Annotated in this window: 24 protein-coding genes; 17 read left to right on the forward strand and 7 right to left on the reverse strand. The window is 44.7% G+C overall.

What is annotated here, in order from left to right:
- Positions 1–54: 54 nt before the first annotated feature.
- Positions 55–702: an aspartate/glutamate racemase family protein gene (locus QJR74_RS03900; RefSeq protein WP_304373957.1), complete on the forward strand. Its 648-nt coding sequence runs from the start codon at positions 55–57 to the stop codon at positions 700–702.
- A gap of 42 nt (positions 703–744) precedes the next feature.
- Here QJR74_RS03900 and QJR74_RS03905 read toward each other — a convergent pair whose 3' ends face one another.
- The 7 genes from QJR74_RS03905 to tssF all read right to left on the reverse strand — a co-directional run bounded on the left by QJR74_RS03905 (position 745) and on the right by tssF (position 8,156).
- Complete coding sequence (locus QJR74_RS03905; protein ID WP_304373310.1) at positions 745–1,368, reverse strand: flavin reductase family protein; 624 nt, start codon at positions 1,366–1,368, stop codon at positions 745–747.
- 79 nt (positions 1,369–1,447) lie between these two features.
- Positions 1,448–1,915 carry a DcrB-related protein gene (locus tag QJR74_RS03910; RefSeq protein ID WP_304373311.1) on the reverse strand — a complete coding sequence of 156 codons (468 nt, stop codon included), beginning with the start codon at positions 1,913–1,915 and terminating at the stop codon, positions 1,448–1,450.
- Between the two features lie 12 nt (positions 1,916–1,927).
- Complete coding sequence (locus QJR74_RS03915) at positions 1,928–3,265, reverse strand: GlcNAc-transferase family protein (RefSeq protein WP_304373312.1); 1,338 nt, start codon at positions 3,263–3,265, stop codon at positions 1,928–1,930.
- A 7-nt stretch (positions 3,266–3,272) separates the two neighbouring features.
- Positions 3,273–4,262 carry a fimbrial protein gene (locus tag QJR74_RS03920; protein ID WP_304373313.1) on the reverse strand — a complete coding sequence of 330 codons (990 nt, stop codon included), beginning with the start codon at positions 4,260–4,262 and terminating at the stop codon, positions 3,273–3,275.
- Positions 4,259–5,251, reverse strand: coding sequence for an ImpA family type VI secretion system protein (locus QJR74_RS03925; RefSeq protein ID WP_304373314.1), 993 nt, complete (start codon positions 5,249–5,251; stop codon positions 4,259–4,261). Before QJR74_RS03925 ends, QJR74_RS03920 begins: the two co-directional genes overlap by 4 nt.
- A gap of 32 nt (positions 5,252–5,283) precedes the next feature.
- Entirely contained in the window at positions 5,284–6,294 is a 1,011-nt protein-coding gene (gene tssG / locus QJR74_RS03930) for a type VI secretion system baseplate subunit TssG (RefSeq protein ID WP_304373315.1), read from the reverse strand.
- Positions 6,291–8,156 (reverse strand): type VI secretion system baseplate subunit TssF, encoded by a 1,866-nt coding sequence (gene tssF / locus QJR74_RS03935; RefSeq protein WP_304373316.1) that lies wholly within the window; start codon positions 8,154–8,156, stop codon positions 6,291–6,293. The genes tssG and tssF overlap by 4 nt, the downstream gene beginning before the upstream one ends.
- A 389-nt stretch (positions 8,157–8,545) precedes the next feature.
- On the opposite strand from tssF, the gene QJR74_RS03940 reads away from it, so the two are divergent.
- The 16 genes from QJR74_RS03940 to QJR74_RS04015 all read left to right on the forward strand — a co-directional run bounded on the left by QJR74_RS03940 (position 8,546) and on the right by QJR74_RS04015 (position 26,761).
- A complete protein-coding gene (locus QJR74_RS03940) occupies positions 8,546–9,094 on the forward strand; it encodes a fimbrial protein (RefSeq protein ID WP_304373317.1) in 549 nt (182 codons plus the stop codon).
- A 58-nt stretch (positions 9,095–9,152) separates the two neighbouring features.
- Positions 9,153–9,917, forward strand: a complete 765-nt coding sequence (locus QJR74_RS03945) for a fimbrial biogenesis chaperone (RefSeq protein ID WP_304373318.1) — start codon at positions 9,153–9,155, stop codon at positions 9,915–9,917.
- Positions 9,918–9,951: 34 nt separating this feature from the next.
- Positions 9,952–12,582 (forward strand): fimbria/pilus outer membrane usher protein, encoded by a 2,631-nt coding sequence (locus QJR74_RS03950; RefSeq protein ID WP_304373319.1) that lies wholly within the window; start codon positions 9,952–9,954, stop codon positions 12,580–12,582.
- On the forward strand, positions 12,579–13,151 hold the full coding sequence (locus tag QJR74_RS03955; RefSeq protein WP_304373320.1) for a fimbrial protein: 573 nt from the start codon (positions 12,579–12,581) through the stop codon (positions 13,149–13,151). The genes QJR74_RS03950 and QJR74_RS03955 overlap by 4 nt, the downstream gene beginning before the upstream one ends.
- Before the next feature lie 42 nt (positions 13,152–13,193).
- Entirely contained in the window at positions 13,194–13,724 is a 531-nt protein-coding gene (gene tssB, locus QJR74_RS03960; protein WP_304373321.1) for a type VI secretion system contractile sheath small subunit, read from the forward strand.
- 3 nt (positions 13,725–13,727) lie between these two features.
- Positions 13,728–15,221 carry a type VI secretion system contractile sheath large subunit gene (tssC, locus tag QJR74_RS03965; protein ID WP_304373322.1) on the forward strand — a complete coding sequence of 498 codons (1,494 nt, stop codon included), beginning with the start codon at positions 13,728–13,730 and terminating at the stop codon, positions 15,219–15,221.
- Between the two features lie 32 nt (positions 15,222–15,253).
- Positions 15,254–15,739: an Hcp family type VI secretion system effector gene (locus tag QJR74_RS03970; RefSeq protein WP_304373323.1), complete on the forward strand. Its 486-nt coding sequence runs from the start codon at positions 15,254–15,256 to the stop codon at positions 15,737–15,739.
- Positions 15,740–15,843: 104 nt separating this feature from the next.
- Complete coding sequence (gene tssJ / locus QJR74_RS03975; protein ID WP_304373324.1) at positions 15,844–16,338, forward strand: type VI secretion system lipoprotein TssJ; 495 nt, start codon at positions 15,844–15,846, stop codon at positions 16,336–16,338.
- Positions 16,338–17,687 (forward strand): type VI secretion system baseplate subunit TssK, encoded by a 1,350-nt coding sequence (gene tssK / locus QJR74_RS03980; RefSeq protein WP_304373325.1) that lies wholly within the window; start codon positions 16,338–16,340, stop codon positions 17,685–17,687. Before tssJ ends, tssK begins: the two co-directional genes overlap by 1 nt.
- Entirely contained in the window at positions 17,684–18,967 is a 1,284-nt protein-coding gene (gene icmH / locus QJR74_RS03985; RefSeq protein ID WP_304373326.1) for a type IVB secretion system protein IcmH/DotU, read from the forward strand. Before tssK ends, icmH begins: the two co-directional genes overlap by 4 nt.
- Before the next feature lie 12 nt (positions 18,968–18,979).
- The gene (gene tssM / locus QJR74_RS03990) at positions 18,980–22,690 is read left to right on the forward strand and encodes a type VI secretion system membrane subunit TssM (protein WP_304373327.1); all 3,711 of its coding nucleotides are present in this window, start codon (positions 18,980–18,982) and stop codon (positions 22,688–22,690) included.
- 25 nt (positions 22,691–22,715) lie between these two features.
- The gene (locus QJR74_RS03995) at positions 22,716–24,824 is read left to right on the forward strand and encodes a type VI secretion system Vgr family protein (RefSeq protein WP_304373328.1); all 2,109 of its coding nucleotides are present in this window, start codon (positions 22,716–22,718) and stop codon (positions 24,822–24,824) included.
- A 21-nt stretch (positions 24,825–24,845) separates the two neighbouring features.
- Positions 24,846–25,109, forward strand: a complete 264-nt coding sequence (locus QJR74_RS04000) for a PAAR domain-containing protein (protein WP_304373329.1) — start codon at positions 24,846–24,848, stop codon at positions 25,107–25,109.
- On the forward strand, positions 25,090–25,527 hold the full coding sequence (locus tag QJR74_RS04005; RefSeq protein ID WP_304373330.1) for a hypothetical protein: 438 nt from the start codon (positions 25,090–25,092) through the stop codon (positions 25,525–25,527). The genes QJR74_RS04000 and QJR74_RS04005 overlap by 20 nt, the downstream gene beginning before the upstream one ends.
- Entirely contained in the window at positions 25,524–25,997 is a 474-nt protein-coding gene (locus tag QJR74_RS04010; RefSeq protein ID WP_304373331.1) for a type VI secretion system baseplate subunit TssE, read from the forward strand. The genes QJR74_RS04005 and QJR74_RS04010 overlap by 4 nt, the downstream gene beginning before the upstream one ends.
- Positions 25,998–26,161: 164 nt before the next feature.
- Positions 26,162–26,761: a helix-turn-helix transcriptional regulator gene (locus QJR74_RS04015; RefSeq protein ID WP_304373332.1), complete on the forward strand. Its 600-nt coding sequence runs from the start codon at positions 26,162–26,164 to the stop codon at positions 26,759–26,761.
- Positions 26,762–26,768: the final 7 nt, after the last annotated feature.

Raw genomic sequence — 26,768 nt, forward strand, 5'->3', positions numbered from 1 at the left:
CAGGAAAAGATGAAAAAACTTGGTCTAATTGGTGGTACAGGTCCATAGTCAACACTGCTCTACTATCGTAAATTTGTTTATCAGGCTAACAAGCGTAAAGGCGCATTATTTTTTCCTAAATTAACGATCGATAGTGTCAATGTCTACGACGTTCTGGCGATGTGTGAGCAACAAGATTACCGTGGATTAGTAGGTTATTTGGAGCAAGCAGTTCAGAATCTGGTGGCTGCAGGTGCAGAAGTGGTCGCCTTAACCGGAAATACGCCGCATATCGTATTTGATGCGTTGCAGGACCGAGTTTCAGTACCTATGGTCAGTATTATCACTTCGGTTAGCCAAAGGATTCGTCAGCGAGGTCTCCGCACTGTTGGGCTGATTGGTACTGGTTTTACTATGCGAGCGGATTTCTTCAAAAAACCGCTCAGGGAAGCAGGAATTAACGTTGTTATCCCTGCTGAGCATGAGATCACCTATATTGCCGATAAGATCCATGATGAACTTGAGCAAGGCATTATTGATCTTGAAACTAGAGATGAATTTATCGCTATTATTAAGAGAATGGCAGAGGAACAGGGGATTGAAGCCATTATTTTGGGCTGCACCGAACTTCCATTACTGTTCGATGGAATAAGCTTGCCTGTCACGCCGTTGGATACTGTCGAGATTCATATTGACGCGCTATTTAACGCTCTCGAGCAGTGAGTTTATTAAGGAGCACAGGAAAAAATGTGCTCCTCTCCAGATTTATTGAGGCCGCCATAAATCCATTCGTTGCGCCTCGGAAATACCGTAATACGCTGAAGGCCCTCCAGCACGCAGAAGCGGCATCGCCTCGACGGTTTGGTAAATACCTTGGTTGTCTAATAATGAGGTATCGATATGAATCATCACCACTTCGCCCAATACCAACCAACTTTCAATAGGTTTATCGTCGGTATCTCGCAGTTGAATCAATTGAGTTAGACGGCATTCAAAATGAACTGGGCTTTCAACGACCCGATCAACGTCTACGAGTTGGCCTTTTTCGGATGATAATCCCGCTAGGGTAAATTCATCTTGATCATGTGGTAGCGGGGCAGAGGTTTGATTCATTGCTTGCGCTAAGGGCTGTGTCACCAAATTCCATACAAACTCTTTGGTTTCGGCAATATTCGCTACGCTATCTTTCCATCCGCTACTGGCGAAACCGATGATAGGTGGATCATAGTTGAAGAGATTGAAAAAACTATAGGGTGCCAAGTTTCGTTGGCCCGCTTTACTGCACGAGGATATCCAGCCAATAGGTCGCGGCGCAATAATAGAATTGAGGGGGTCGTGGGCCAAGCCGTGACCCTGTTTGGGTTGATAACTGTGGGTTGTTCGGGTCACTGTTACGTTTCCTTTTTAGCACTTAAAGAGTAACAAAAGTATAGTGCAGACTGAAATCATAAGGCTAGTTGGAGCGAATCTATTCCCAAGGCATAAAACTATTGATAATGCTTTGAAAGTGAGCCAACTGCTCTGCATGGGGCGAGGGAGACGCTAGCGATAAGATCACTACATTTTTTTTGTAACGGTTAACCTCAGGATGCAGCGGAAGATGAATGAAGGCACAATATTGTGTAAACGGACAACCTTCATATAAAAATTTGTGTGTCTGCTGAATGATCGCACATTGTGCCGGTCCCAAGGTCGTAGGCGATGAATTCGCTTCTAAACAAAAGTCTGGGACTTGTCGCTGCATCTTTTCTACCTCTTGCTCGACGAATTGCGGTAAATCTTGGTTATCGGCTAAACGTCCGTGATTAATAATAATTTGATAGGTGACACCCTGCTTATCGATAAAATACAGCTGATGCACACTGCGGTTATCGAGGGGGACGGGAGTAAGAAAGTATCCGTCGGCAAATGGGTATTTAGAGGTTTGACCTTCCATGGTTAATCTTCCTTAAAGTAAACAATAAGGCCCGTCTTGCTCAGACCAAGGCCATTCGATAATAATTCCCCAACCTAACGCTTCCCACCAGCAGCCAAAGCGTATCAATGTGGGGGGACGATTAGGGGTAGACCAGCATTCAATAACGACTCTGCTAGCCTGCGCCATAATCTGCGAAGGCGTGTAGATGGATTGCATCAGCCGTGGTGTATTTAGGCCATAGAGATGGACAAACAGTTTATCGGGTAAAGCTGTACCAAAGAGCTCAGAGACGTCAACCTGCTTATGGTGATAAATACGGTGGGCATGGTTCCAAGCAACGTCGTCGAGCGGAAGTGGATAGATACTGCAAAAATGGGGGGCTAAACAGTCGACATAACAACTGGCTAATTGAAAATGTAGGCCGCACTGATATTCAAATTGCTGGCGTGTCCGCAGGGAGCCAAGCCTTTTCCCCTCTCTTGGAGGCTCAAGAGAGTGAGGCAGCCCTAATAACGCCTTAACATGTTCTCGCGAGAGAAATTCTCGTTGAATCCACACTAAGGGAACGTCGCCAGCCTCCTGTGCCGCGAGACTGTGATCGTGCCAAATCCGTGGTACATCGTCGCGAGTGTAGTGATGCCATAATGCGGGGAGGGTAGGATGATAAATATCGTACCCCCAACTGAATGCGCGCAGGGAAAGGGTGATTTCTTCACCCTCGAAAAAAATAGTAGGGTCATTACCGACTTCAGTGACAAAAGTGCCTTGAGTAAAAATAAATCCCGCGACTAAATAACTGCCTCTTTCTAAGTGTACGCTGGTGGATGCACGGTTAGCGAGAGTCGGTAACCCTTCTGCATTGAAGCCATTGAAGGTTACACGACTTGCCTGCTGGGCAAAAACAATCTGTCCTTGTGCAGTGTAATGATAGCTGGGAGGGTAGCTGCTCATCACTGGCTTTTCACTCTTTTGGTAAAGCTTAGTTAGCGTTTCAATCAGGTAATTATCCCAATGGTGCGCAAATAAGCTATGGGCATCAATCTGTAGAAACCATTGTTCCTGTCGAAATAACTTATCACAGAGTGCACGAGCAAAGCCTGCTCCCTGAGCTTGTTGATAAGGCATCATAATCAGTTCAACTAGTGCTTCACACCCCTCAAGTCGATAAACCTGGTATTCAGTGATTGAGGAAGATTCGACCGGTTTCCAGCCTTGTGACACAAGTCGATTACTATCGTTATCGTCTTGCCAACAGATAGCAATGTGTAATCGACTCGGTTCCGCTGCTTCAGTCATGAGGCTATCTAGCGTCTGCCAGAGTTCTGGATCGCGATAGCTGGCGATATTAATGAAAATGCGATTATCCATTATGACGTTACTCGATAGTAAACTGGATTTCTGCATAGGCGGTGAAGGGGCCGGCAGCCGGTGGACTTTTCAAGCCTGGTCTCAATACTGCCTGCCAAGAAAAATTAGCATCGCCGTTACTCGCGATATTGTTTAGGGCTTCCCCCGTCGTCCCATCGACAAAAAGTAGATTTTTATTACTGTCATACATCGAAATACGGAGTCGATCATCTTGACCTGCAGCATCGGTAACTTTTATGGCTTGGTGGTCACTACTCGGTGTTTGTGTACTGACCGAGGCACGGGTAGAGAAGCGTTGATAATCACTGCGGCAATTAATTTTAAAGTTGATATCTCGATAAACGCCTGAGGCTAGGCTGCTCGCATTGACACGATCGAAGTCGATAGTCTTACTCGAGTCCAGAGTACAAGTTGGGATACTCTTAAGAGTGATGGCACCTAAATTTAACTGCATTGAGTAATTGCTTGGCGTTGGAGTAAAAAGATAGTTATAAGCAACTATTCCCAGTGGTAGCAGTTGTGCGCTAGCGTTGCTCGATAGCGAGAGCGTTTCAGCGACTTTATAGAACTCTAGTCGGTAGGCTGAGCCAGGTTCATAATCGAATGTGCCTGTAGGCAAATTATTCTGGAACACCATAGTTTGTTTTTTCGGGTAGCCTCCATATTTTCCGCTACCATTGGTCCACAACACTTTTACCGCAATACCAGGTATATCAGTCGTATAGATTTGATTGCTAATCTCGCGATTTGCAAGATAAGTCAGTTGTCGTCCATATTCAGTCCCCCGATAGCAATCGTTATAGCCAATATTCGCCGTGATGGGTAAGCTATCGATTCGTGCAAAGGGCTGGTCTAAGCTCACGGGTGCATCAGCATCAATGGTTAAGGTTTGAGCCGGAATGGTCACAGTGGTTGGGGTGCCTCGAGCTATGTAGCAGGCGGCGTAGCTGTAGTTAGTCACAAACATGAGTAATAAAAATCCATATAACCCTTTCATTCTAAAATTCCTTCTTCAAGCGTGATCAGGGCGATTAATTCGCGCGGAAAACGTCGGCTAACCTGTTGATAATCGAGCCCAATACTGTGTTCTGCGAAGAATAAAAGCAGACTCAATGGGCTACTTGGCTCGTAATAAGCGAAGTTTTCACGGATTTCGCGTAATTTCGCTCTTGCTTCACTGCGGTACGCTAAGCTGTCCAGGGGTAAATGACCGTCAGTGATAAGCGGTAAACTGGGGGCGTCATCATTGTGGAGTAACACTGCATGTTGCTGACGCTGATGAAACTGACAGAAAGTATTGAGTAGTGCAGAAAGATGAGGGAAGGAAAGTGATTCGGTACCCAAACTACTAGGCATTAATAGTGCTAGCTGATTAAGTTGGTGTTGCGCGTCGATACAGGTTTGGAAAAAGCTGAGATGGGAAGCATAATGTTGCTGCAGGCGGGCCTTATCAGCCGAGGACAATGTGTTATCTCCAACTATCCATTGTTCGAGATTTGACAGGCAACATCCTTCTACTTCAGTAGTGGGGAAAGTGTAGCGTCGTAGTTCTGCGACACACCCCTCAATATCATCTAAGTCAGATAACGCGTTACTGCGAAATTCCGGGACATATTCACCTTCATCATCGCACTGTGGGTGTAATGCCTCCGGCCAACGTTTGAGCAGCCTAATTAATAGTGCGATGCCCTCTACGACAGCCGTCATCCCATGATGGGCTATATGCGCTCGGATAAGCAGAATAATCAGGCGAATATCTTTAGTTTGGGTACTTAAACGCTCAAGATCAGGTAATAAGGATGACCACTTGATGATTGGTGGGGATTGTATAAATGTGCCGTATTCAATTGATTGTGTTGAAGAAACCTGTTGTTGTAAAACTAAAAAATCAGGGTGGTAATCAATAGCCGGGCCGCAAGGTGACTCATCATTAACAGGGTCATCCAGCCATGAATATTTTGCGAAAATAGAAGGTAAAGCTGACATATTCTCTTCCTTGAGCCAATGCCGCGTGTTCACTAGTCGGCGCTAAGACGTGAGGTATAAATCATTCCTAATTGCGGAATATCCGTCGCTTCGTGCATTAACCAAGCATCGAAGCCGAGTTGTCGGTTACCCGAAAGGGTTGTCGAAAGTGTGTGAGGGACGGCGAGAACAAGATGTATATCGTAATGGTAGTTACCTCCTGTAAGGCGTTGGATAGTGTTGGAAATAGAGGCTAATTTCGGTTTGTCGGGGTGTAGACTGCAATATTGTTCATAACTTAAGGGACCACACCAAACCTTGAACCGGTGACCGGATTGGTAACTGGCTTCACCTAAGACAGCATTGATCCCTAATTGAGCCTGATGCGTTAGCTGACTCTGTTCTTTACCATTAAGATCAATCCAACCAGCTTGGAACTCTTCAATTTCGAAAGGTAGATGAAATAAGGCTTTAAGTGTCGAAACAAGGTCTTGCGGGGCGCAATTCTTACGTGCTAGGTGAAAAGCGGTGGAGAGTAACTGATGCTGCTCTCGCACTGGGGAAAGGGTATCGGATAACGATAACCCCGTTAAACAGCGAAGGTAAAAAGAAAACCGATCCTGAGTGGGGCGATCTAAGGATGCAGTATCTTGCGCGGCATGCCAGGCACGAAAGAATATCGCCATGCTACGGTGATGAAAGAGATCGATAAAGTCTATCAGTGCACTATCTTGCTGCTGAAAACGCGTTAACGCTAATTCTGAAAAATGCAGTGGCAACGGGCCCTGTGGCCCCCATACCCCTAGACTGAATAACTTGATGGCCAACTGATTCCTTTGCCAGCACATCGATGCCACCTCGCTGGCGGGAAACGCGAGGCTAACCGCTTGGCTTAATCGAAAGTTCTCCTCCTTACAGCTTAATGCATTGCCAGGTATAGGATTGTCCTGAGCAAGTGCTGAGAGTTGGCGTAACGTAGCGAGAAAGTTAGTGGCCCATGGCGTATCAAGGGGGAGATATTTTAAGGCTTTGGGTAAGAGAGCTGAAGATTGAGATGAACTCATAATCTCCCCCGTTGGCCAATAATTGCAGGCCAGCAATGCAGAGTCCCTCGTTGTAAAGATAAGAGTTCCATTTCTACAAAGCTATTGATAGTAGAATGAGTTGAGAGAAAGAGTGCGATAACGTGGCCAAATAAAAATGGACTATGACTCGAGAATAAACTCTCATCCACGGTAAGCTGGCATTTTACTCCACGGCTATTAAGTAATAAGTCATCTTGAGCTAATCGTTTCACAATGGGTTGGCAAGTCAAGCTCACCACACTGCGGATTATACCGTCAGAAAAATTATCTCCCTGACGTAGAAATAATTTTAATCTTTCTCGTAACTGCGTTGCGTTCTCTATCGGTTGATCGGTATCAAGAGGTTGATAGGTGCACTGTAAAAGATTAATCAATTTCCACGCTGAATCAGAATAGGCGAGTGAATCATAACGACGGCTGATAGCACTGACAAAAATCGCCCCTTTAGCCGGTATACTCTCCTCCAATTGAAGGTCATATCCTTCGTCATTGGGTTGTGGCAGCTTGCTTGGAAGATGGCGATTCGAGACTAAAGCGTCAATATGTAAACTTGCTAATCGCGGTGAGTGTGGGGGCTGTGACTGATCGACAAGACTGAGCCACACACCGCACTCTGTCGAGTGGCGCTCAGTTATATCGCCGATTAGGTGTGGGGTTCGCTCGACAGAAAAATAGCGGCCCTCATTATTTTCGCTGGTGACCGGTCCCTGATATAAGGGAGAGAATTTCGCTAAGAGTTCTCCTTCACTGCTAAAGCCGCTTACAGAACTCACTAAGCACACCTCATAGTCGGCAGGGCGAGTACGATCCACAATAATAGGGTGCTTTAGGGTGTTAGAACGCACATTCACTCTATCGACTTTGCCGGGAAAGAGATTAATAACCGGAACACAATGTAGACTAAAACGTTCAGCGTTAATGACCGACACGAGTTCGGCAGGAAAACAATCAAGTAAGAGTAAGATATCAAGCTGACTATCGTGACAGTGGTGTAATGCCGTGACGAGAGGTTTGATGGTAAAGAAATAAAACTGCGAGCGACAATCGAAAAAATCTTTTAGACATCGATAACCATGATGACCTTGCCATAAGGAAGAAGTTGCGGCGTAATTCTTGGGGTGGGCATCGACCAACGGCCCTGTGAGTTGCTTAGAAAAGTGCGCGCTGTATGAGGGAGACTTCACAACAATCCCAGAATAGTGACAGGCAATCAGCTCAAATAAATGGGAAGAAACTTGTTCGTCCCCTTTTAGGTAGATAGGAAGCTCATCACAATTTTTGAGCTGTGAAAAGCAAAGTTCATGAGAGAGTGACAAGGTTAGGCGGATGGCCGCTTTAGCAGTGAGTAGTGTGTCAGCTTGGCCTATTGCCGCCATCTCTTCAGGAGAAATTTGAGTCAAGACCGCCTGCTGTAGAGTGATGGGCCAAAGAGTGAGTGGGCGACATGTCCGAAATTCACAACGCGTACTTGATTTATCGACTGCCCGGCTCATCAATGACGTATTAGTAGGCAGGGTATAGCCTGCTGTTAACTCACCTTGCAGGGCGGAAGGAACTATGGCAACGACAGATTTGGCCGGTGTCGGCATGGTGTATTCTGGGGAGAGGCTGTTAAGTAGACGTTGAGTAAATGGCTCAAACTCAGCATCAATTTTTAACTGTGTTCTCGCCGTTAAGAAACAGAAAGAATCGATAAGGCGCTCAACCCAAGGGTCAGCAATCGTAGTACCGTGAATATTGAGTCGCTTAGCAATTTTCGGATGTTTGAGTGCAAAATCTGCCGCAATCTCTCGCATGAAAAGTAATTCTCTACGGTAGTAATTAAGAAACCGCTGGTCCATAAAATATTACTCCTAATAAAACAAATAGCGATTCTTTTATCTAAACCCTAAAAAGCTAAATAAACATCATGCATTAATCAATATATTAATGGTTTTTTGATTTTAATTAGGAATTTGAATCGGGCTTTTTTCTTAAATTACTGGTTTTATATGATTAGTTCTTTATCTTCTGGAAGTGTTGAATATTATCTTATGCCGCGGCTAGAGAAGTTGTGCTTATATCTATGGATTGAGTATAGATAGCTTAACTGGTGCGCAACCCTCCCTCATATTAATCGAGGGGTGGGAATAGAGTATATGAAATTATTTAGACTTATTATTAAAAAGGAATGCTTCTTTGTATTCTTGAAAGAAGTATGGTGAATACGTTATTCAAAGGAATGCTACATATGTCAAAAGCAAAAATTTTATTGTGCACCACACTACTATTTCCACTTTCACATTTTGCGCATGCCGCTGATCCAACGAAGTTAAGTGATCAGCAGGGACTTATTACTTTTACTGGTGAATTGACCGGTGAGACCTGTGAGATTGATGGCGCAAAAAACTTTACTGTTTTATTACCCAAGCTCTCAACGAGTACGCTTAAGGTCTCTGGTGCTGAAGCAGGCTCCAAAGAGTTTATCATCGCGGTTAAAAACTGTTCGAGCGGCCTGAAAAATATCGCCGTACATTTCGAAGCTGTTGGCGGTAGTGATAAAGACTCAGTAACGGGTAACTTAAAAAATAGTGTAGTCAGTACGAATAACGGGGCTTCGAATGTTCAAGTTCGCCTTTATCAAGAGCAAAAACAAATACGTTTAGGTGAGACGTCTTCACCGGTAGCACTGGTGAATAGTGCCGCAAAAATGAGTTTTGCTGGCGGATATTATGCGACAGGCGTGGCGACGGCAGGGCTTATTGAAGCTAAAGCTATCTACACCATCGCTTACCCTTAAAAAACTATTTACTGCCACCGCTTAGTGCTGTGGCAGTTTTATTTTACCGGAAATTGTTATGCAGCAAGCGATTAGGAACAGAGTAAGAGCATCAACACTTTTTTTTATTGTCAGCAGTCTATTATGGAGTCACTGCTACGCTGGGGTTACCCTTACGGGAACTCGTATTGTTTTTATTGAGGGACAACAGGAAAAAACGGTACGAACTTCTAACAAGGGAGATTCACCTGCACTCGTACAAGTGTGGATAGATGAAGGGCAACCAGCGATTGAGGGAACTGAACAAGAAACGCCTTTTATGGCCATTCCACCGCTATTTCGCATGGAACCCGGTAAAGGTCAGAGCGTCAGGGTACGCTACCTTGGGGAAGCACTCCCTAAAGATCGTGAGTCGCTGTTCTGGTTTAATTTACTTGAAGTGCCACCGAATAGTGCTCAAGGAGAACAAAGTGAGCGGCTTTCTTTAGCTTTCAAAACGCGTATTAAGCTCTTTTATCGTCCTGCAGCGTTAAAAGAGAATAGCGCTGACCAAGGAACAAAAATTGAATGGAAGCTTAATCGTAACGGCGCATTATGGGTTTCCAACCCGACGCCTTATTATCTCTCCTTTTATTCTGTTGAACTGAGTGCCGGAACGCAGAAGTACGATATTCCACTCACAATGCTCAACCCTTTTTCTGAGCAAGAAATACCGTTACCGGCAGCGCTAGGTAATAAAAAGGTAACACGTATTGCTTTTGAGCTTATTAACGACTTTGGTAATGGTAGCCAATATCAGGGTGGATATAGTGACGGTAAGGGATTTATTACTAGTAAAAAATAGTCACCATTGATTTATTAATTATTCAGGATGATGCATGGCTATGGATGAGCTAAAGCAGAATAGTGGGACTATAAAATTCATTAATAGAAGCGATATCGTTACGCGTTTCTCATGGCGAACAATGGTGTTAACTAGCCCTATCGTTGGTGGGCTGGTTTTATCTCCTATAGCGTGCGCAGTTGAGCAGCCTTTACCATCGATAGACTTGTCCCTTGAACAGAACGAAAAGCTATCCTTTGACTCACACTTCCTTCATGGGCAAAAAGTTGACTTAGGGGCTTTCGAGCATAGTAATCCAGTCACTGCAGGCGATTATCAAGTTTATATTACGGTTAATGGTCAACCACGCGGACAGTTTTTAATTACATTCCGTTCCACTAAAGGACAGCCAGAAGGGCGTGCTCAACCTTGCTTTACCCTGGTAACGCTCCAAAAATTAGGCATTATCCTTGGCGCAGCGAAGGAGAACAGTGTCAATACAGGTCAGTGCTCCAGGCTTGAACAGTGGATACCACGGGCTCGAACAAACTATGAAAGTGGTGATTTTTTACTTGAACTCACCGTTGGGCAGAAATATTTCCGACCTAATCAACCGGGTGACATTGCCCCTGAGCGTTGGGAAACGGGAAGTAACGTCGCCTTTATTGACTATAATTTCGATAGTTATAGTCAACGCACTTCGGCGTCAAACACTTCTTCTGTTACACAACAAAAAACCTTCAGTTTCAATTCGCTACTGGGTATCAATTTCGAAGGCTGGCGCCTGCGTTATAGACAAATGAGTCGTAAAGTCCACAATAACCCTTGGCGGTATCATGGTCAATCAGCCTATGCGGAGCATGATCTTACGGCACTAAAAAGCCAGTTTAGAGTGGGAGAAACGTGGTCTTCCGGAGAAGTGTTCGACAGCGTAACTTTTCGAGGTGCGCAGTTGCGATCAGATCATCGAATGCTGTCCTCGGCATTACGCTCTTATACGCCGCAGTTCTCTGGGATAGCTGAGACTAATGCCAAAGTTACGCTTTGGCAGCAAGGAGAGATAGTTCTACAAACCAGTATCCCTGCGGGACCTTTCGAGCTTGATTCCCCTAGTGTAGGGGGCTATGGCGGTGATTATACAATGGTGATAGATGAAGCGGATGGCAGAAAAAGAGTTTTTATTATTCCTAATTCTGCCCCGCCATTAATCCTTAATAAATCAGTCATTAAATACGAAGTTGATATAGGAAAAGTGAGTGGGATAACAACTTTACGTTCTCCTTATTTTTTTCAAACCAATTTTTTCTATGGATTAACTGAGAATTATACGCTGTATAGCGGAATACAAGCAGCAAATAGCTATCAAGGTTTCGCCATAGGTAATGCCGTGAATACCTTTTTAGGGGGGATTGCACTGACGGGTAATTTATCGCAAGATAATCGCATAAAACCCAGCACTAATAGTAAAGGTTATAAAGTTAACCTTTCCTACAGCAAATATCTCCATGATACCCAAACCAGTATTACTGCCTCAGTAGACCGAATCGTTTCCGGAAATTATCGAACTATCAATCAAAGTAGTAATGATAAAAGTGACTTAAATTATGGAATTTATCCTGTAATAAAACAACGGACATCACTTTCTGTAGGCCAGCCGCTGACTGAAAGTGTTAGCGTAAACCTTACCGCATCCGCCTATAAATACGTAAATCGTGAGTCTACTTACCATTACAGTTTTTCCATTAATAAGCAATTTAGCTCATTCAGCTTAGGTGCGGTGTTGTCTCGTAGTCATACCTATCAAGGTACCCCTGACAATACCCTTATGCTGTCACTTAATATTCCATTTGGAACGGGGCGTCAAACGCAACCACTATTTGATTCACTCTATAGCACTTATACACGTAATAGTGATAAGACGATGACGCTACAACAGACTATGAATGGCCATCATGGCGATGAAAGTAACCTGATGTATGGTGTGGGAATTAATAGTGAGAAAGTACGCACACAAAAGATGAATAATGGTTTACAAGCCAATATTGCCTATAACGCCTCTCAAGGACAATACAGTTCTTCTTTCAGCCGTAATCGTGGGTATCAGCAATATTCGTTCTCTGCTAACGGGAGTGTGGTTGCCCATTCAGATGGGGTACTGGCCGGAAGAACTCTGGGTAATAACCCTTTTGCTATCATCCAAGCTCAGGGGGCAAAAGGTGCGAAAATTATCAACGGACATGGCGCGACTATCAACCGTCAGGGTTACGGAATTCTGCCATCGCTCTCTCCCTACCAAGAAAATCGAATCGCCGTTAATCCAGAGGGGTTACCCCTGACAGTAACTATTGTTGAAAATGAAGTCACCGTTGTACCCAGGATGGGGGCTGCAGTAAAAGTTAAAATGAAAACTCAGTTAGGGAAGCCAATTTTATTGAAAGTCCGAGATAGGCACCATAAGCCTTTTGCCATGATGAGCCAGCTTTTTACCGAGCAATCCCCCCATTTAGCTTTTATCTCTCAAGCAGGCAGAGCCTTTATACAAGGCTGGGATCCTGAGCATGAAGCGCTCTTTGTTCGCGATAGTGTGACGAAAGTAACTTGTCAGATTCATGTGAGTCCAGACTTAATAGAGCAAGTGAATAAATCGAATACTGAAATTATTTACAAGGAGGTTAGTTGTCAATGAAGAAAAATAAAGTTATCGGCCATTGCAGTATTGGGATCATTTTACTCTTAACTACCTCGTCATCCATTGCCGTGACTACGACTTGTCGTGACAACTGTAAAATAGAACTATTGTTCAAAGGTCAATATGTAGCTGAGACCTGTCGACTAACTATCAACCAATCTTCTGCTCAAGAGACTATCAAACTACCCGATTTATCAATAAGTCAGTTCACCGCACAAGAAAATGAATTAGGAATAAAGCCCTTCACTATTCAATTAACTAACTGCCCTGAAAAACAGACCGTATTATTATCACTGCATGCTGAAAACGCATTTTATGATGCGTTAACCAATAATTTAAAAAATAGCCAAGGTGTAGGGATGAGTGAAAACATTCAAGTTAGAATTCGTAAAGAAAATGGTGAACAATTAAAAATAAATCAGCCTAATACCGGTCAGACTTATCAGTATGCAAGTGGGACAAATATCGAATCTCATCAATTTACAGCAAGTTATTATTCAACAGGGTTAGCCCCTACAGCGGGTAAATTAATGGTTAAGGCAACCGTTAATATCAATTATCCCTGAAATAATAGGATGTTGAGTATTTAATCACAAGGAGAGTTATCTATGAGCCATAAGGATTCTCAGAAATTTATTGCAAGAAATCGCGCGCCGCGTGTTCAGATTGAATATGACGTAGAAATTTACGGGGATGATAAAAAAGTCAATCTCCCGTTTGTAATGGGTGTCATGTCAGATCTTTCGGGTAAATCACTCATTAGCCAGCAATCGCTAAAGGAAAGAAAATTTCTTTCGATTGATATAGATAATTTCGATGATCGCATGAAGGCCCTACAGCCCAGAGTTTTGTTTAATGTTGAGAACACCTTGAGCGGTGATGGGCAATTACTTGTAGATTTAACCCTAGAGAGATTGTCTGATTTCTCGCCAGAGAATATTGCTAAAAAAGTGGCACCTCTCGCTCAATTACTAGAGGCTAGGACGCAATTAGCCAATCTACAGACCTATATGGATGGGAAAAGTGATGCGGAGAGTTTAGTGATGCAGTTTCTAAATGATCCTGACTTACTCACGGCGCTGGCTGCTCTCCCAGCTAAAGAAACGAGAGATAATCATGTTGTGCAAGAGGGCGAGTAAAAGATGAAACATGCTATTACGGCCCCCTTAGAGCAGTCACATCAGGTCTCGTCGGAGCTTCCGGCTCTACTACAAAAAGCTTTTCGTCCACAAACTGATGTGGCTCAACAGGCGGTAGAATCTGCGGTCAAGACCTTGGCACAGCAGGCATTGGAAAGTGCGGTTATCCTTTCAGAGGATGCCTATAAAAATATCGCCGCATTAATCGCCTCAATCGATCAGAAAATATCGGATCAAATTAATGGTATTTTGCATCATCCTGAATTCCAGAAATTAGAAAGTGCTTGGCGCGGCCTGCATTACTTAGTCACCCATACAGAGACTGACGAACAACTAAAATTACGTGTTCTTGATATTTCTCGCGATGAGTTAAGACGTAACTTGAAACACTATAAAGGGGCGAATTGGGACCAGAGTCCTATTTTTAGACTGATTTACGAAGAGGAGTATGGACAATTAGGCGGAGAGCCTTATGGCTGCCTAATGGGAGATTACTATTTCGACCACTCGCCAGAAGACGTTGATTTACTTACCTCGTTAGCAAAAATTGCCTCTTCTGCACATGTCCCTTTTATCTCTGGTGCAGCACCTTCAGTGATGCAGATGCAAAGCTGGCAAGAATTGGCAAACCCACGCGATATTACGAAAATTTTCACCCAAAATTTGGAATATATTGCGTGGAATAGCTTGCGCCAATCGGAGGACGCGCGTTACTTAGGATTGGCAATGCCAAGATTTTTAGCACGGTTACCTTATGGCGCACGGTCGAATCCTGTCGACGCTTTTGCGTTTGAAGAGGATACGGCAGGGGCGGATCACTGTCACTATATTTGGGCTAATGCGGCCTATGCGATGGCGGTTAATATTAACCGTTCTTTTAAACTGTATGGCTGGTGCACGATGATCCGCGGTGTAGAGAGTGGAGGTGTCGTGGAAGGACTACCATGCCATACCTTCCCAACGGATGATGGTGGAATTGATCTCAAATGCCCGACAGAGATTGCTATTTCTGATCGCCGAGAAGCCGAATTAGCAAAGAGTGGTTTTATTCCTTTAGTCCATCGTAAAAATACCGATTATGCCGCCTTTATCGGTGCCCAATCCCTACAAAAGCCTACTGAATATAATAATGATGATGCTACAGCTAACGCGTCGTTATCAGCACGACTTCCTTACCTCTTTGCTTGCTCGAGGTTTGCCCACTATTTGAAATGTATCGTGCGCGACAAAGTTGGTAGCTTTAAATCTCGTGAAGAGATGGAGCGATGGCTTAACGACTGGGTGATGAATTATGTCGATGGTGATCCTACAAACTCCTCTCAGCAGACTAAAGCGCGGCGTCCCTTGGCGGCGGCGGAGGTGAACGTTATGGATATCGAGGGCAATCCAGGTTTTTATCAAGCGAAATTCTATCTACGTCCACATTTTCAATTAGAGGGCTTGACGGTGTCACTGCGTATGGTGGCTAAGCTGCCTTCGGTCAAAGAGAGCCTTTAAATCTCTACAATAACCCTTAACAAGGAGTGTTCATGTCTCAAGATATTTTTATTAAATTTGATGGTATAGAAGGGGAGTCTCAAGATGCTCAGCATAAAGGAGAGATCGAGGTCTTAAGCTGGGGCTGGGGGTGCTCACAACATTCCAATATGCACCAAGGTTCTGGCGGCGGAGCAGGCAAGGCAACTGTCGATGACTTCTCCTTCGAGCACTATATTGATAGAGCCAGTCCAAATCTTTTAAGTTATTGCTTATCAGGTAAGCATATAAAAAACGTAAAATTCATTATTCGTAAAGCAGGTGGCGATCCACTGGAATATCTGACCATCAGCTTTAGTGATGTCATCATTACTCGCCTGACTAACACCGGTTCTTCTCAGGAAGAGGTTAGAGCGAGAGAGCAAGTGAGTTTTTCGTTTACGGCAGTAACTGAAGATTATGTCATGCAAAATGCTGAAGGCAGTAAATCGGGAGCGGTTACCGTTAGCTATAATGTGAAATCTAACACGCTGAATTAAAAGTCCTTAGAAAGAAATAACAGATTTCTAATTCTTTTTTGGAATCTGTTATTTCTCTCTCTCCAAATAAAGTTTTTATTCATATTTTTGTGAAGGGGGATGCTGTGCCTTTATTTTATTGCTGTATGTTTTTGCTACTATTTTTTCTCTCAGGTTGCACAATTAAACCGACAACCTATTCAAAAATTGACGCTCAGTTTCTTGCCGCGACGGATATTAATAAAAATACAAAGGGTCATCCTTCCCCGGTACAAGTTTTCATTTATCAGATATCGAATCTTGATAACTTTAGTGCCGAAAATCCACTCATGTTGATGTCATCGATCCCTATTAAGGAGAGTCATGATTATCGGCGTATCGGTGAGATCATCTTACAGCCAGGGCAACAAAAAACCGTAGCGATTCCGCTCGAAACCGGACGTAACACCTTGGCCTTTGTCGCGGCATTTCGGGATCTCTCGTCCCAACAGTGGTCGGTAATCCACACAATAGATAATCCTCAACGATTTTTTTGGGAAATATTCTTCAGGGATCGCCTAGCTCAGCCCGTCATTTTACTACAAGCCTCCACTCTCTCACTTTCAAAACAAGGTAAATGATGAAAACAAATAAAGTGGTTTGGAGCGAAGGGCTATTTTTAAGGCCTCAACTGTTCCAACAACAAGAGCGCTATTTTGAACATTTTGTTCATCAACGTGCGTCGATCCTTACGCCTTATCATTGGGGTTTTTCACATCTTAAGATTGATCAACAAGCGCTCAATTATGGTAAATTGATGATTAATTCGGCGAGGGGAATCTTCCCAGATGGGACGCCTTTTGCCTTCCCTGAAGAGTGTCCACCCCCACAACCCCTGACATTACAGCCGCAGTATTGTGGCCAACAACTTTGTATTGCATTGCCTTTGGCCATTCCAGGGCACGATGAGACGTCATTATCTTCTGCACAAGAAAATTCGTTGGCACGTTTTGTTGCGACAGAGCAGCTGGTCCACGATAGCAATGCCATACATCGGGAACCTCGGCATCTGTTAATGGCTCATCTGAATTTGCGCCTATTACCTGAATCAGAACTGAATGATACTTGGATCGGTATCCCTTGTACTAAGCTAAAACATATCGAATCGGATGGTAGGGCCATCCTAGTCGAAGAGGAATTTATTCCCCCCATTATCGATTCCCGCACCAGCACCACATTGATGAATGGTATTCAGCAGATCGCTGGACAGCTTAAGCATCGGGCTGATGCATTCGCTTCACCTTTGAGCGAACAAGGCCAGAGCGATGCACTCGCGGTTAAAATCGAGGAATACCTACTTTTACAATTGTGTAATCGCTATCAGGTCATTCTTGATTACTTGCTGCAACGACCTCTAGTACATCCGGAGAACTATTTCCGAGAGTTAAACGCCTTACAAGCCGAGTTAGCGACTTATTTAGGTCGTCAGCGGCGGCCACCACCAGAGGGCTTTCGCTATCAACATAAACAGTTAGCAGAGACATTTCGCCCTTTAATCGACGATATTAGTCAGCAACTTAATCTGTTACTCACCAAAGCGGGGGAATGTTTTGATTTTCAGCGTCAGACAAATGGGATTTGGGTGACAAGCAATCCGGACCTGAGGTTAGAAGATTATCAATCCATTATCGTGGCGGTAAAAGCTTCCGTTCCCCATCAGCAGATCATCAACCACTTTATTCAACAAAGTAAAGTGAGTGCCCCACGACAAATTTTTGATTTAGTCCGCTCCCACTTACCCGGTGTTGCGCTACAGCTCCTTGGGGCTCCACCTCGTCAACTCGCACACTGTTCAGGGACCCATTATTTCGAATTGGTCAAGCATGGTCGTGATTGGCAAAAAATTCTCGAGGAACAAGCGGTAGCACTCCATGTTGCGGGGAGCTTTACTGGGTTAACCCTTCGGCTATGGGGGCTACGTGATAGATGACCAAACTAGAATCCTTATCGACCGCCTCACTGAATACATCGGGTAGGGTAACGACTACCCTCGATACCATTGATAATGGGATAGAGAACATCACCCTAACGAAAAAGCATTTTATCGGCGAAACAGTCAGTCAACGATTAGCCCAAGTACAAATGAGCCAGTTTCCCTTATACCGTCTTGCGAAACCGCTGCTTAACGTCCTTAGCGAGCTACCCTCAAAGATTGATCCACTTACGTCAGTAGAGACATTACGGTCATGGTTAATTTATGAAGTCACGCTTTTTTCACAACTGTGTGAGCAAGTGAATATTCCGTGGCGGAAAATGACCATTGTGCGCTATTGCCTCTGTACCGCCATGGACGAGGCGATTCATACCACTGAGTGGGGAATAAAGAGTGGCTGGCCACAACAAAACTTATTGAATTATTTCGAAGAAGATAACGATGGAGGAAATAAATTTTTCCTCCTAGCGGGACGCTTGGCCATGAACCCCACTGAATACGCTGATGTGCTCAGGGTGATGTTACATTGCCTGAATTTAGGCTTTGAAGGTCGATATAGTATCCAGCAAGAGGGTAAAAAGCAGCTAACACAAATCCGACAACAGCTTTATAGGTTAATCGAACCTTACTTGGACCCCCCAACAACTCTCTTTACGGATTCCCCCCGATTAGCACAACCCACTCAGCTAAGACAACGATTATCCCGACGTGGGGCGAGTTTACTCAGCCTACTATTCGTCATGGGACTTTATGCTGCTTATCGATTACCGCTGGATTATCGACTCTCTCAATTGACGAACACCGCTTTACGTCTTTCTGACCACCAGCAATGGCAACCGATACAACAGGCAGCGTTGACCCTACCACAATTACTCAAGACGGATATCGAGCAAGGCAAGTTGACAGTAGAGAGGTTAACCCAAGGGGATCTCGTGAAAGTAGTCGATAGCGCGATGTTCGCTTCGGGTAGTGCCAAACTCCTCGCTCAGCATCACGCTTTAATTGCCCGCCTTGCGCAAGCGGTTAAGACGTTAGACGGAAAGGTTACCTTAATTGGCCATAGTGATAGCCAGCCGATAAAAAGCCAGAAAAATACCTCTAATCAGCAACTCTCTCTACAACGGGCAGAGGAGGTTGCGCAGATATTTTATCGCCATGGCTTTACTGACAGGCAATTACAACCCGTTGGCGCCGGTGAGCGCCAACCGCTTACCGCTAATCTTAATGCCGCACAGCGTAATCAAAACAGGCGTGTAGAGTTTTTTATTACTTATTAGGGAGAGTAGACAATGGAATTGTCGACGCCGGTGTTCACTAAGATCATGAGTCGATTCGCGCGAGTAAGTAGTGTGATAGCCGTTTGCCTTATTGTTGCGATCTATGGCGACCAATGGGCGATAGGAGAGGCTTATCCTCTTATCTCACCTTTTCACCGTGCGATGGTGATAGTGACGATTTTATTTATTGCGCTGACCTTTACCTATGGTTGGCCGCGATATCTGTTTATGGCATTGGTCTTAATTAATGTGGTGTGGTGGCTAGGGCCCTTTCTCACCTTAGGGACATCAACTCCCTTGGGACCTTTTTTATTAAGGCTGCTGATTTGTTCGTGTATTGCGCTGCTAGCAATAGGTTATTTTATTGCGAAACGGTTTGATGTGCTGCCGCCAAGGTTAACCTCATTCCCTTTTTTGCGGGGATCATCACCCACTCGTTTCCCTGAAATAGTTATTGGTCTAAAAGAGTGGCGCGCAATGCGACGTCACGCTAAGCGACAAATCCCTTTATATAAGCGTCTATTTTTCCGTACCGAGGCGTCGACGCTGCAACCCTGTGTGGTCATTGTTGGGCCGTCGAAAAGCGGTAAAACTGCAGCGTTGCAGAATGCGGAGCTCATCTGGACTTCACCTTCTCAGCAACAGGACGCGCGACACTCTTTAAGTATGACTAAGCATCCTCAGTTGTGGTGGGCGGAGGACGCCCTGTGGTGTGACACGCCCGGGCGATATTTTGATCCTGAGCAGATGACAGCCGAGACGTCAGAAGAGTGGCAAGCCCTCACTCAGCAACTCGTTTCACTGCAACCTGTTGCACGTATTGAAGCCGTCCTTTTTGTTATCGACTCTCCCCGCTTATTAACGTCAACGCCTCAACAGCTCACAGAATATGCGGCGCTGTGCCGCGCTCATTTACGGGAGTTATCGTTGAGCAGTGATCGACAACTTCCTCTTTACATTATGGTGAGCCAAATTGATCAGTTATCCGGTTTTCAAGAGTACTTTCATGATATTTCCTTAAAAGAGCGCTATCAGTTGTTAGGTGAAACATTTTCTCTCGACGCGAATAAGCCCATGTCGATAAAGACTATCCATCAACAACTCATCTCGATGAGTCAGCGAATTGAACACCAGGTATTGAATAAACAGCATCATTGCGAAGAGGCCGCAGATCGGCGGGGGATTGAGCGTTTTCCTGTCAATATTGATGCCTTAGTCACAGCATTAATGTGTTTTATCGAGCCGTTAGTCACTTGTCGTACTGAGCGCGTAACTCAGGACACTCCGGTCTTACAGGGCATCTATTTGGGCTGTAGCATGCTGAGCCAAGAAAGTCGTTATAGTCATCCTGATTCCTTGATTGCACAATGGTTAGACGATACTGACGGCAATGAGTCGGCTATCGCTAGCAAGCCGCCCGAGTCTCTTCCTGATCAAACGATGGAAACCTCACGGCCCTTATTTCAACACTATCTTATCAAACACCTTTTCCAGTATCGGATTATTGACGATTTTCGGCTACGCCAATCGTTATATCTCCATCGGTTTACCACCCGTTTTCGCCATAGTGCTGTCTTTGCGATAATCATAGTGGTCAGTACGCTAATGGTTTATGGCCTTACCCAAGCGTATTACGCGAATCAGCGCTTTCTCGCCGATTCTTGGCTGGCGTTGAACAGATTAGAGAAACAATTAATGTCGACGCAGATTCCACTGGATTCAGCGCTTAATAAACTTAATCAATTAGCCATGGCCTCTTATCCATCTCAGGTCCAGTCTCCTTTACGACTCAGTAATTGGGGGTTAGCGATGGATAAACGGTGGGCGGAGAAAATAGATTCTGTTTATGATCAGTGGTTACTGCAGCATTTACTTCCGATGCTGGAAAAGGTTGCTCATGAAGATTTAGCAAGGCAGTTAACCAAAGGTGAGCCACAGACATTATTGATAACGCTCAGCGCCTATTTGATGTTAATCGGTGAATTAGAGAGTGATCGCAGTTTTTTAGCAAAGCGGTTTTCTTCTCATCCGGCGTTGCTGTCGGTTGTTGAACGTGAGGACACTCTTCCACTTTTACTCCAGCGACTTTTTCGTATTAAAGGATGGCAAAGCTCCTCTCGCACTGTCGATAAATCGTTGATTGAGTCTACGCGGCAACAATTATTATTGCAGCCAGTCTCCGGCTATCTTTATTACGATATTCTGCAGCAACTTAAGGAGGTACCTTTACCCATCGCCGATCTACCTAAGCTTATTACCACGTCGCACCCCCTCCTTTTCGCTTTTCAGGGAGCTTCAGATCCTGCTGCTGGGCTCTACAACTTACAGGGGGTACAATATTGGGATAATCATGTCCCAACTAAACATTTTCCTGAATCTTTACGTCGTGTAGGAAATATTCTTTACGGTAAAAAATTGTCACCTCTTGATAGTGTGGTGCAGCAGCATTGGCAGCAAGTGTCACTGTTATTTTTACAAGCTTACCGGCGCCATTGGCAGGATTTTTTGAATGGGGTACAGCTCAGCTTTCCGCTCAATGAATACGACGCTAATCAAGGTCAGGGTAGCAATCGTATAGCATATGTCTTGAAAGATTTTACTCGGCAAGACTCTCAATTACGGCAGTTACTTATTAATGTTGCTAATCAGACGCAACTTACCGCGGCCCTAGGTAGGGATAACCCAAAGCTTTCTACAGATTGGGGGAAGCAGGGGGATGAAGAGAGGCAGCGGCGGCGCGATAATGTCGACCACTATTTTATGGCATTACATCGTTTTGTCGAACCACCTTCCTCAACGGTTACGTTTTCATTAGCGCAATTGGAAATAGCCTTGACCCAGCTCTATCTTACTCTTCAAGCGACCGGGATAGCGACGGAACATCAGTTTCGTGCATTAATGACTGAACAGGCCACTATACCGGGGGGGAATACGCTACTGCGTCATCTTGACCAGCTTCCACCACCCTTACCACGTTTATTTAACACATTACTGTCCGTTGCGCAGCGTCAGGTTACCCAGCACGCGTGGGCGATCAATGCTGAACGGATTGAGCAGGAAATTCTGCATCACTGCCGTCAACATTTGATGGGACGATATCCCTTTGCTTCATCAAATATTGAGGCCGATCCGGTTACGGTGGCAGAAATGTTTTCACCACAAGGGAAATTAGCCCGCTATTTCACTCAATATTTGGCCGATAAAGTCGATACCCATCATCGTCCTTGGCGTTTCGTGACAGCAGATCATGCTATCTCGCCACAATTATTGACGCTGTTTGAGCAAGGTAAGAAGATCCAGCAGTATTTATTTCCCTACTCTTCATCACCGCTAAGCGTGAACTTAACGTTATCTATCCACGAGCTGGCTAACGGTATAACTCAGTTAATGATTGATAACGATAAACAACACTTTCGTTATGTTCACGGTCCACTCTTGACGCACAAGATTCACTGGCCAGTTGCTAACCCTGCTGCCAGTTTTCAAATACGCGCCGTTGCCGCTGAAGGACGTTCCTTATGGAGTATTGAAGAGACGGGATTTTGGGGAGTATTGCGTTGGCTTGAGCGCAGTAAAAAAAAGTATGAGCCTCGTCGCCGAGAAACCGTTGTCACCTTAGGAGACGGGATGGGACAGGCTCGTCTCAAAGTAAATGGTTTAGGGACATCGGTGCCTTATCTTATCTCGCTGTTTCGGCAATTTGATTGTACGACCGCAGAGTAACCCTTAGCGCTTATCAAGGAAGAATATGGACAGAATACTCACATTAATTAATCATTCTGAGCACTCTCAACGGTTAATTATCACACGCTTAACAGGTAGTGAGGCGCTCTCAACATTGGGGCAGTATACCCTACAAGCCGAAACGGTCAGCCGGACAGGGAACGACCAAGATGATGCTACGGATATTGATTTACAGACGTTAATCGGCCAATCCGTTAGTGTTCGTATTGCATTAGAAGCGGAGCGACAGCCTAGCTCGTCGCAACCACCGATACGATGGATTAACGGGATAATTGAGAAGGCTCGCTATCTTGGCCACGATGCGCAACATTCACAATATGAACTCGTAATCTGCCCTTGGTTCTTTTTACTGAGTAAGACGATCGATTTTAAAATTTATCAGCAAAAATCTGTCGTCGATATTTTACACGATGTACTCAAAGATTATGGGTGCCCTTATGAGTGCAGACTGAGCGAGACCTATCCCTCTTTGGATTACCAAGTGCAATACGGGGAAAGCGATTATGATTTCGTGCAAAGATTGCTGGAGAAGTGGGGGATTTATTGGTTTATCGAGCATACCGAAATGAACCATAAAGTGGTCTTTGTCGACAGTCCGCATGCGCACCCACCTTTTAGTCATGACGGTTATCAGACACTGCCCTATCTTGCGCAGTCTCCTGCTTATCAAGCACCTTATATCCATACTTTCCATTATCAAGAAGCGCTAACGAGCGGCCACTGGGTAACGTCGGATTACGATTTCACCGCCTCCCGTAAAACGCTGTTGGTGAGTGAATTACAACCAAGAAATACTCATTTCAATAGTATGGAGATCTATGACTGGCCAGGAGACTTTACTGATACTGGGGTAGGTGAACATCTGGCAAAAATTAGGATTGAGGCATTGGGCGCACTGGGCCATCGCTGTACAGGGACGGCCGAATTAAGAGGGATGACGTGTGGAACTCAATTCTCCCTCTCGGGTTATCCAGTTGAAAAGGCCAATCGACCCTATTTTATTTTAAGTACTGACGTGGACATTGTGAATAATCGCCAGAGTTCCACCCTAGCCAGGGGTGAAACGACCTGTCATTTTACCGTTCAGCCACTCGCTAAACGTTACCGTCACCCTCAACTTACCCCCAAACCGAGAACTTTCGGACCGCAAACGGCGAAGGTCACTGGCCCTGCTGAGAAGGAAATTTGGACCGATCAATACGGGCGCGTAAAGGTGCGGTTTCAGTGGGATCGCTACGGTCAGAATAGTGAAGCCGATTCGTGTTGGTTACGCGTTAGCCAAGCTTGGGCCGGTAATCGCTTTGGTGGCATGTATATTCCCCGTGTCGGCCATGAGGTCATCGTCGATTTTATCCAAGGCGATCCGGATCGGCCTTTAATCATTGGGAGCTTATATAACGACAAATCGATTCCCCCTTGGACGTTACCCAATCATGGTAGCCAAAGTGGACTGGTTAGCCGAAGTGTAGGAGGAAATGACGCTAATTATAACGGTATCCGTTTTGAAGACCAGTTAGGACAGGAACAATACTGGGAACAAGCAGAGCGCAATATGCACCGTTTAACAAAACAAAATGAAGTACAAGTTATTGGTGCATCACAACAGATTGAGGTAGGCCAGGATCATCGTTCTACCGTCGCAGGGTCGAGTAACTATGCTATTGGCGCATCGCTAGGGGTGACTGTCGGCGGAGCACATCATACTACGGTCGGAGGCCTAATCAGTACCAATGCGGGGGCGGCAATTGGCATTAATGCAGGAGGGGCAATTGGAATCAATGCGGGAGGAGCGATTGGTATTGCGAGTGGCGGAGCCATGTCAATGGTAACCGGAGGAGCCATGGGTTTAGCGGTAGGCGGAGCATTAGGCTTAAGTTCCGGGGGCGATCTCGTTATTTCTGCTAGACGAATTCGGATCATTGCCGATAGCCAAATTATCTTACAAGCAGGACAGATTGATTTTAATCCCGGTGATGCTGGCCCACGTGGCGGAGGCGGAGGGGGCGGTGTCATTGGCCTGCCGGGTATTACTCCTACGGCAGGGTTATTTATTGAGAAGACATTACCACTACCGATCCCAACCATGACGGGAAGTATTAACCCCGATGTTTAAGTTTATAACAGGAGATGACTAATGCTAATGGCGAGGGTGGGTGATATCACTACACATGGTGGTACGGTAATCAACGGTTGTGTTGCAGTACGATGTATGGGGCTCCCTTTAGCACTAACGGGCGTGAGCCTCACAAGTTGCGCACTTTTACATGCGACAAGTCCAATAGTCACGGGCTCTACCGCAGTCTTTGTAACAGGCATCCCTGTTGCGCGGGTAGGGGATACGACAGGTTGTGGAGCGCAGATTATCAGTGGAGCAATCAATGTATTTATTAGAAATTGAACTATTGAGGCAGGAAAATCTTTTTCGGCAACACCAGGGGAGGAGCAGTTTTTGTGGAGAAGGCGACTATTATTTGGAGAGCTCTGGCGCTAAATATCCTTTACAGCAACTGGCAAGAGAATACTGGATATATCAGGAGCAGCCCTCTTACCAAAGTCGCACCTCGAGCTCGACACTTGAAGCGGATAGTGAGTCTTGTTTCCAGCAACAAATTAAAGCGTCAGCTTATCAACTGGTGACAACCCTCGCGCAAGCACCAGAAACGATTGCCCAGATCCTAAAGAGCCTTGAACAAGAGCTTCCAGAAACACTCCCCCTTGGTCTAGTAACGACTGGCAATGATATTTTAAACATTATTGAATGTCAGGGTGCTTTCGCCGATCTGGCATTAACAGTAAATAGAGGGAAATTACGATGAGTAATACCCAATGGTGTACACCTGTAACCTTATTTAAGTTATTAGATGATGTTCACTGCGATGATGGGGCTTTTTCGGTTGATGCCTCGATGATAAAGCAAATCCTCACTGAGGATTTAATGCAATTATTGAATAGCCAACCCCCAGAGCTACCTTGTCTAACTCGTGAAGAGCCTTTGATTGAATCATCGGTACTTAATTACGGATTGGGCATCACTATTGGTGAGGCCATCTCATCTCAGTGCTTTCCACAAATCGAACGGGCAATTAAAACGGCCATTATTCGCTTTGAACCTCGTATTGATTCTCAAACTCTAACGGTCTCCGTTGCGTCACTCGGTACGCCGGCACACTCAATGTCGCAACTGACATTAACGATCACTGCTCAAATCCTTTTTTACCCACAAAATATAACACTGCACTTAGCAGGTACTTATGATACGGCTTCAGCAAAGGCTTGGTTTGAATGAGGGGGTTAAACATTATACATATGAGATTATTGTATTCGGAATAATGAATAATAAATAAATCCTATTTCCATATATCTTTTTTTAATCTACTCTGGCTAACGTTTGTTAATTATTTTTAGGGGGTTATATTAATTTAATTAACATGTAAGGGCTTGTGGGTAAAAATGGAATCATTAATTGTCAGGGTGGTAGGTAATGATGCTTACTTCAAATTTGGGATTGTTTCATTGGTAATTGGACAATGGCGTGAAGGGATTAACGGAATAAAAATTGCTCCTGATGACTCGACAAGCTTCCACCTTAGTTTTGATTGTCGGGAAGAGGTCGTTATTATTAACCTCGCTGACATGATAGGCATTAGCAGTTTGCCTGAAGATAAAAAAATATACTGGGAGAATATTTATATTCCATTTAATTGCCGCCGAAGTACTTTAACGCAAATCGATGGTAAAATTTCGAGAATTTTGGCAGTGTTTAGTTGGAAAATATCGACTCATCTAGAGTTGGTTGATCTTGTTGCGCAAAATGATCTTAAACGCTATCAGCAATTGTCACCCACTGAGTTCAGGATCATTAACCTTATTGGCCAAGGGGCTGATTGCCATTTGATCGCAAAAAAAATGATGCGTTCTATTAAAACAGTTCGTACGCATTATCGAAGCGCTTGTCGCAAGCTAGGTTTTGATAACCAAGCAGATCTTTTCAGATTTGCTAGATATATCTCAAATAATAACTGCGGCTCAATTAATACGCTCTGCTTATAAAATAAGG

Source organism: Tatumella ptyseos (genome assembly GCF_030552895.1).
Taxonomy (GTDB): domain Bacteria; phylum Pseudomonadota; class Gammaproteobacteria; order Enterobacterales; family Enterobacteriaceae; genus Rosenbergiella; species Rosenbergiella ptyseos_A.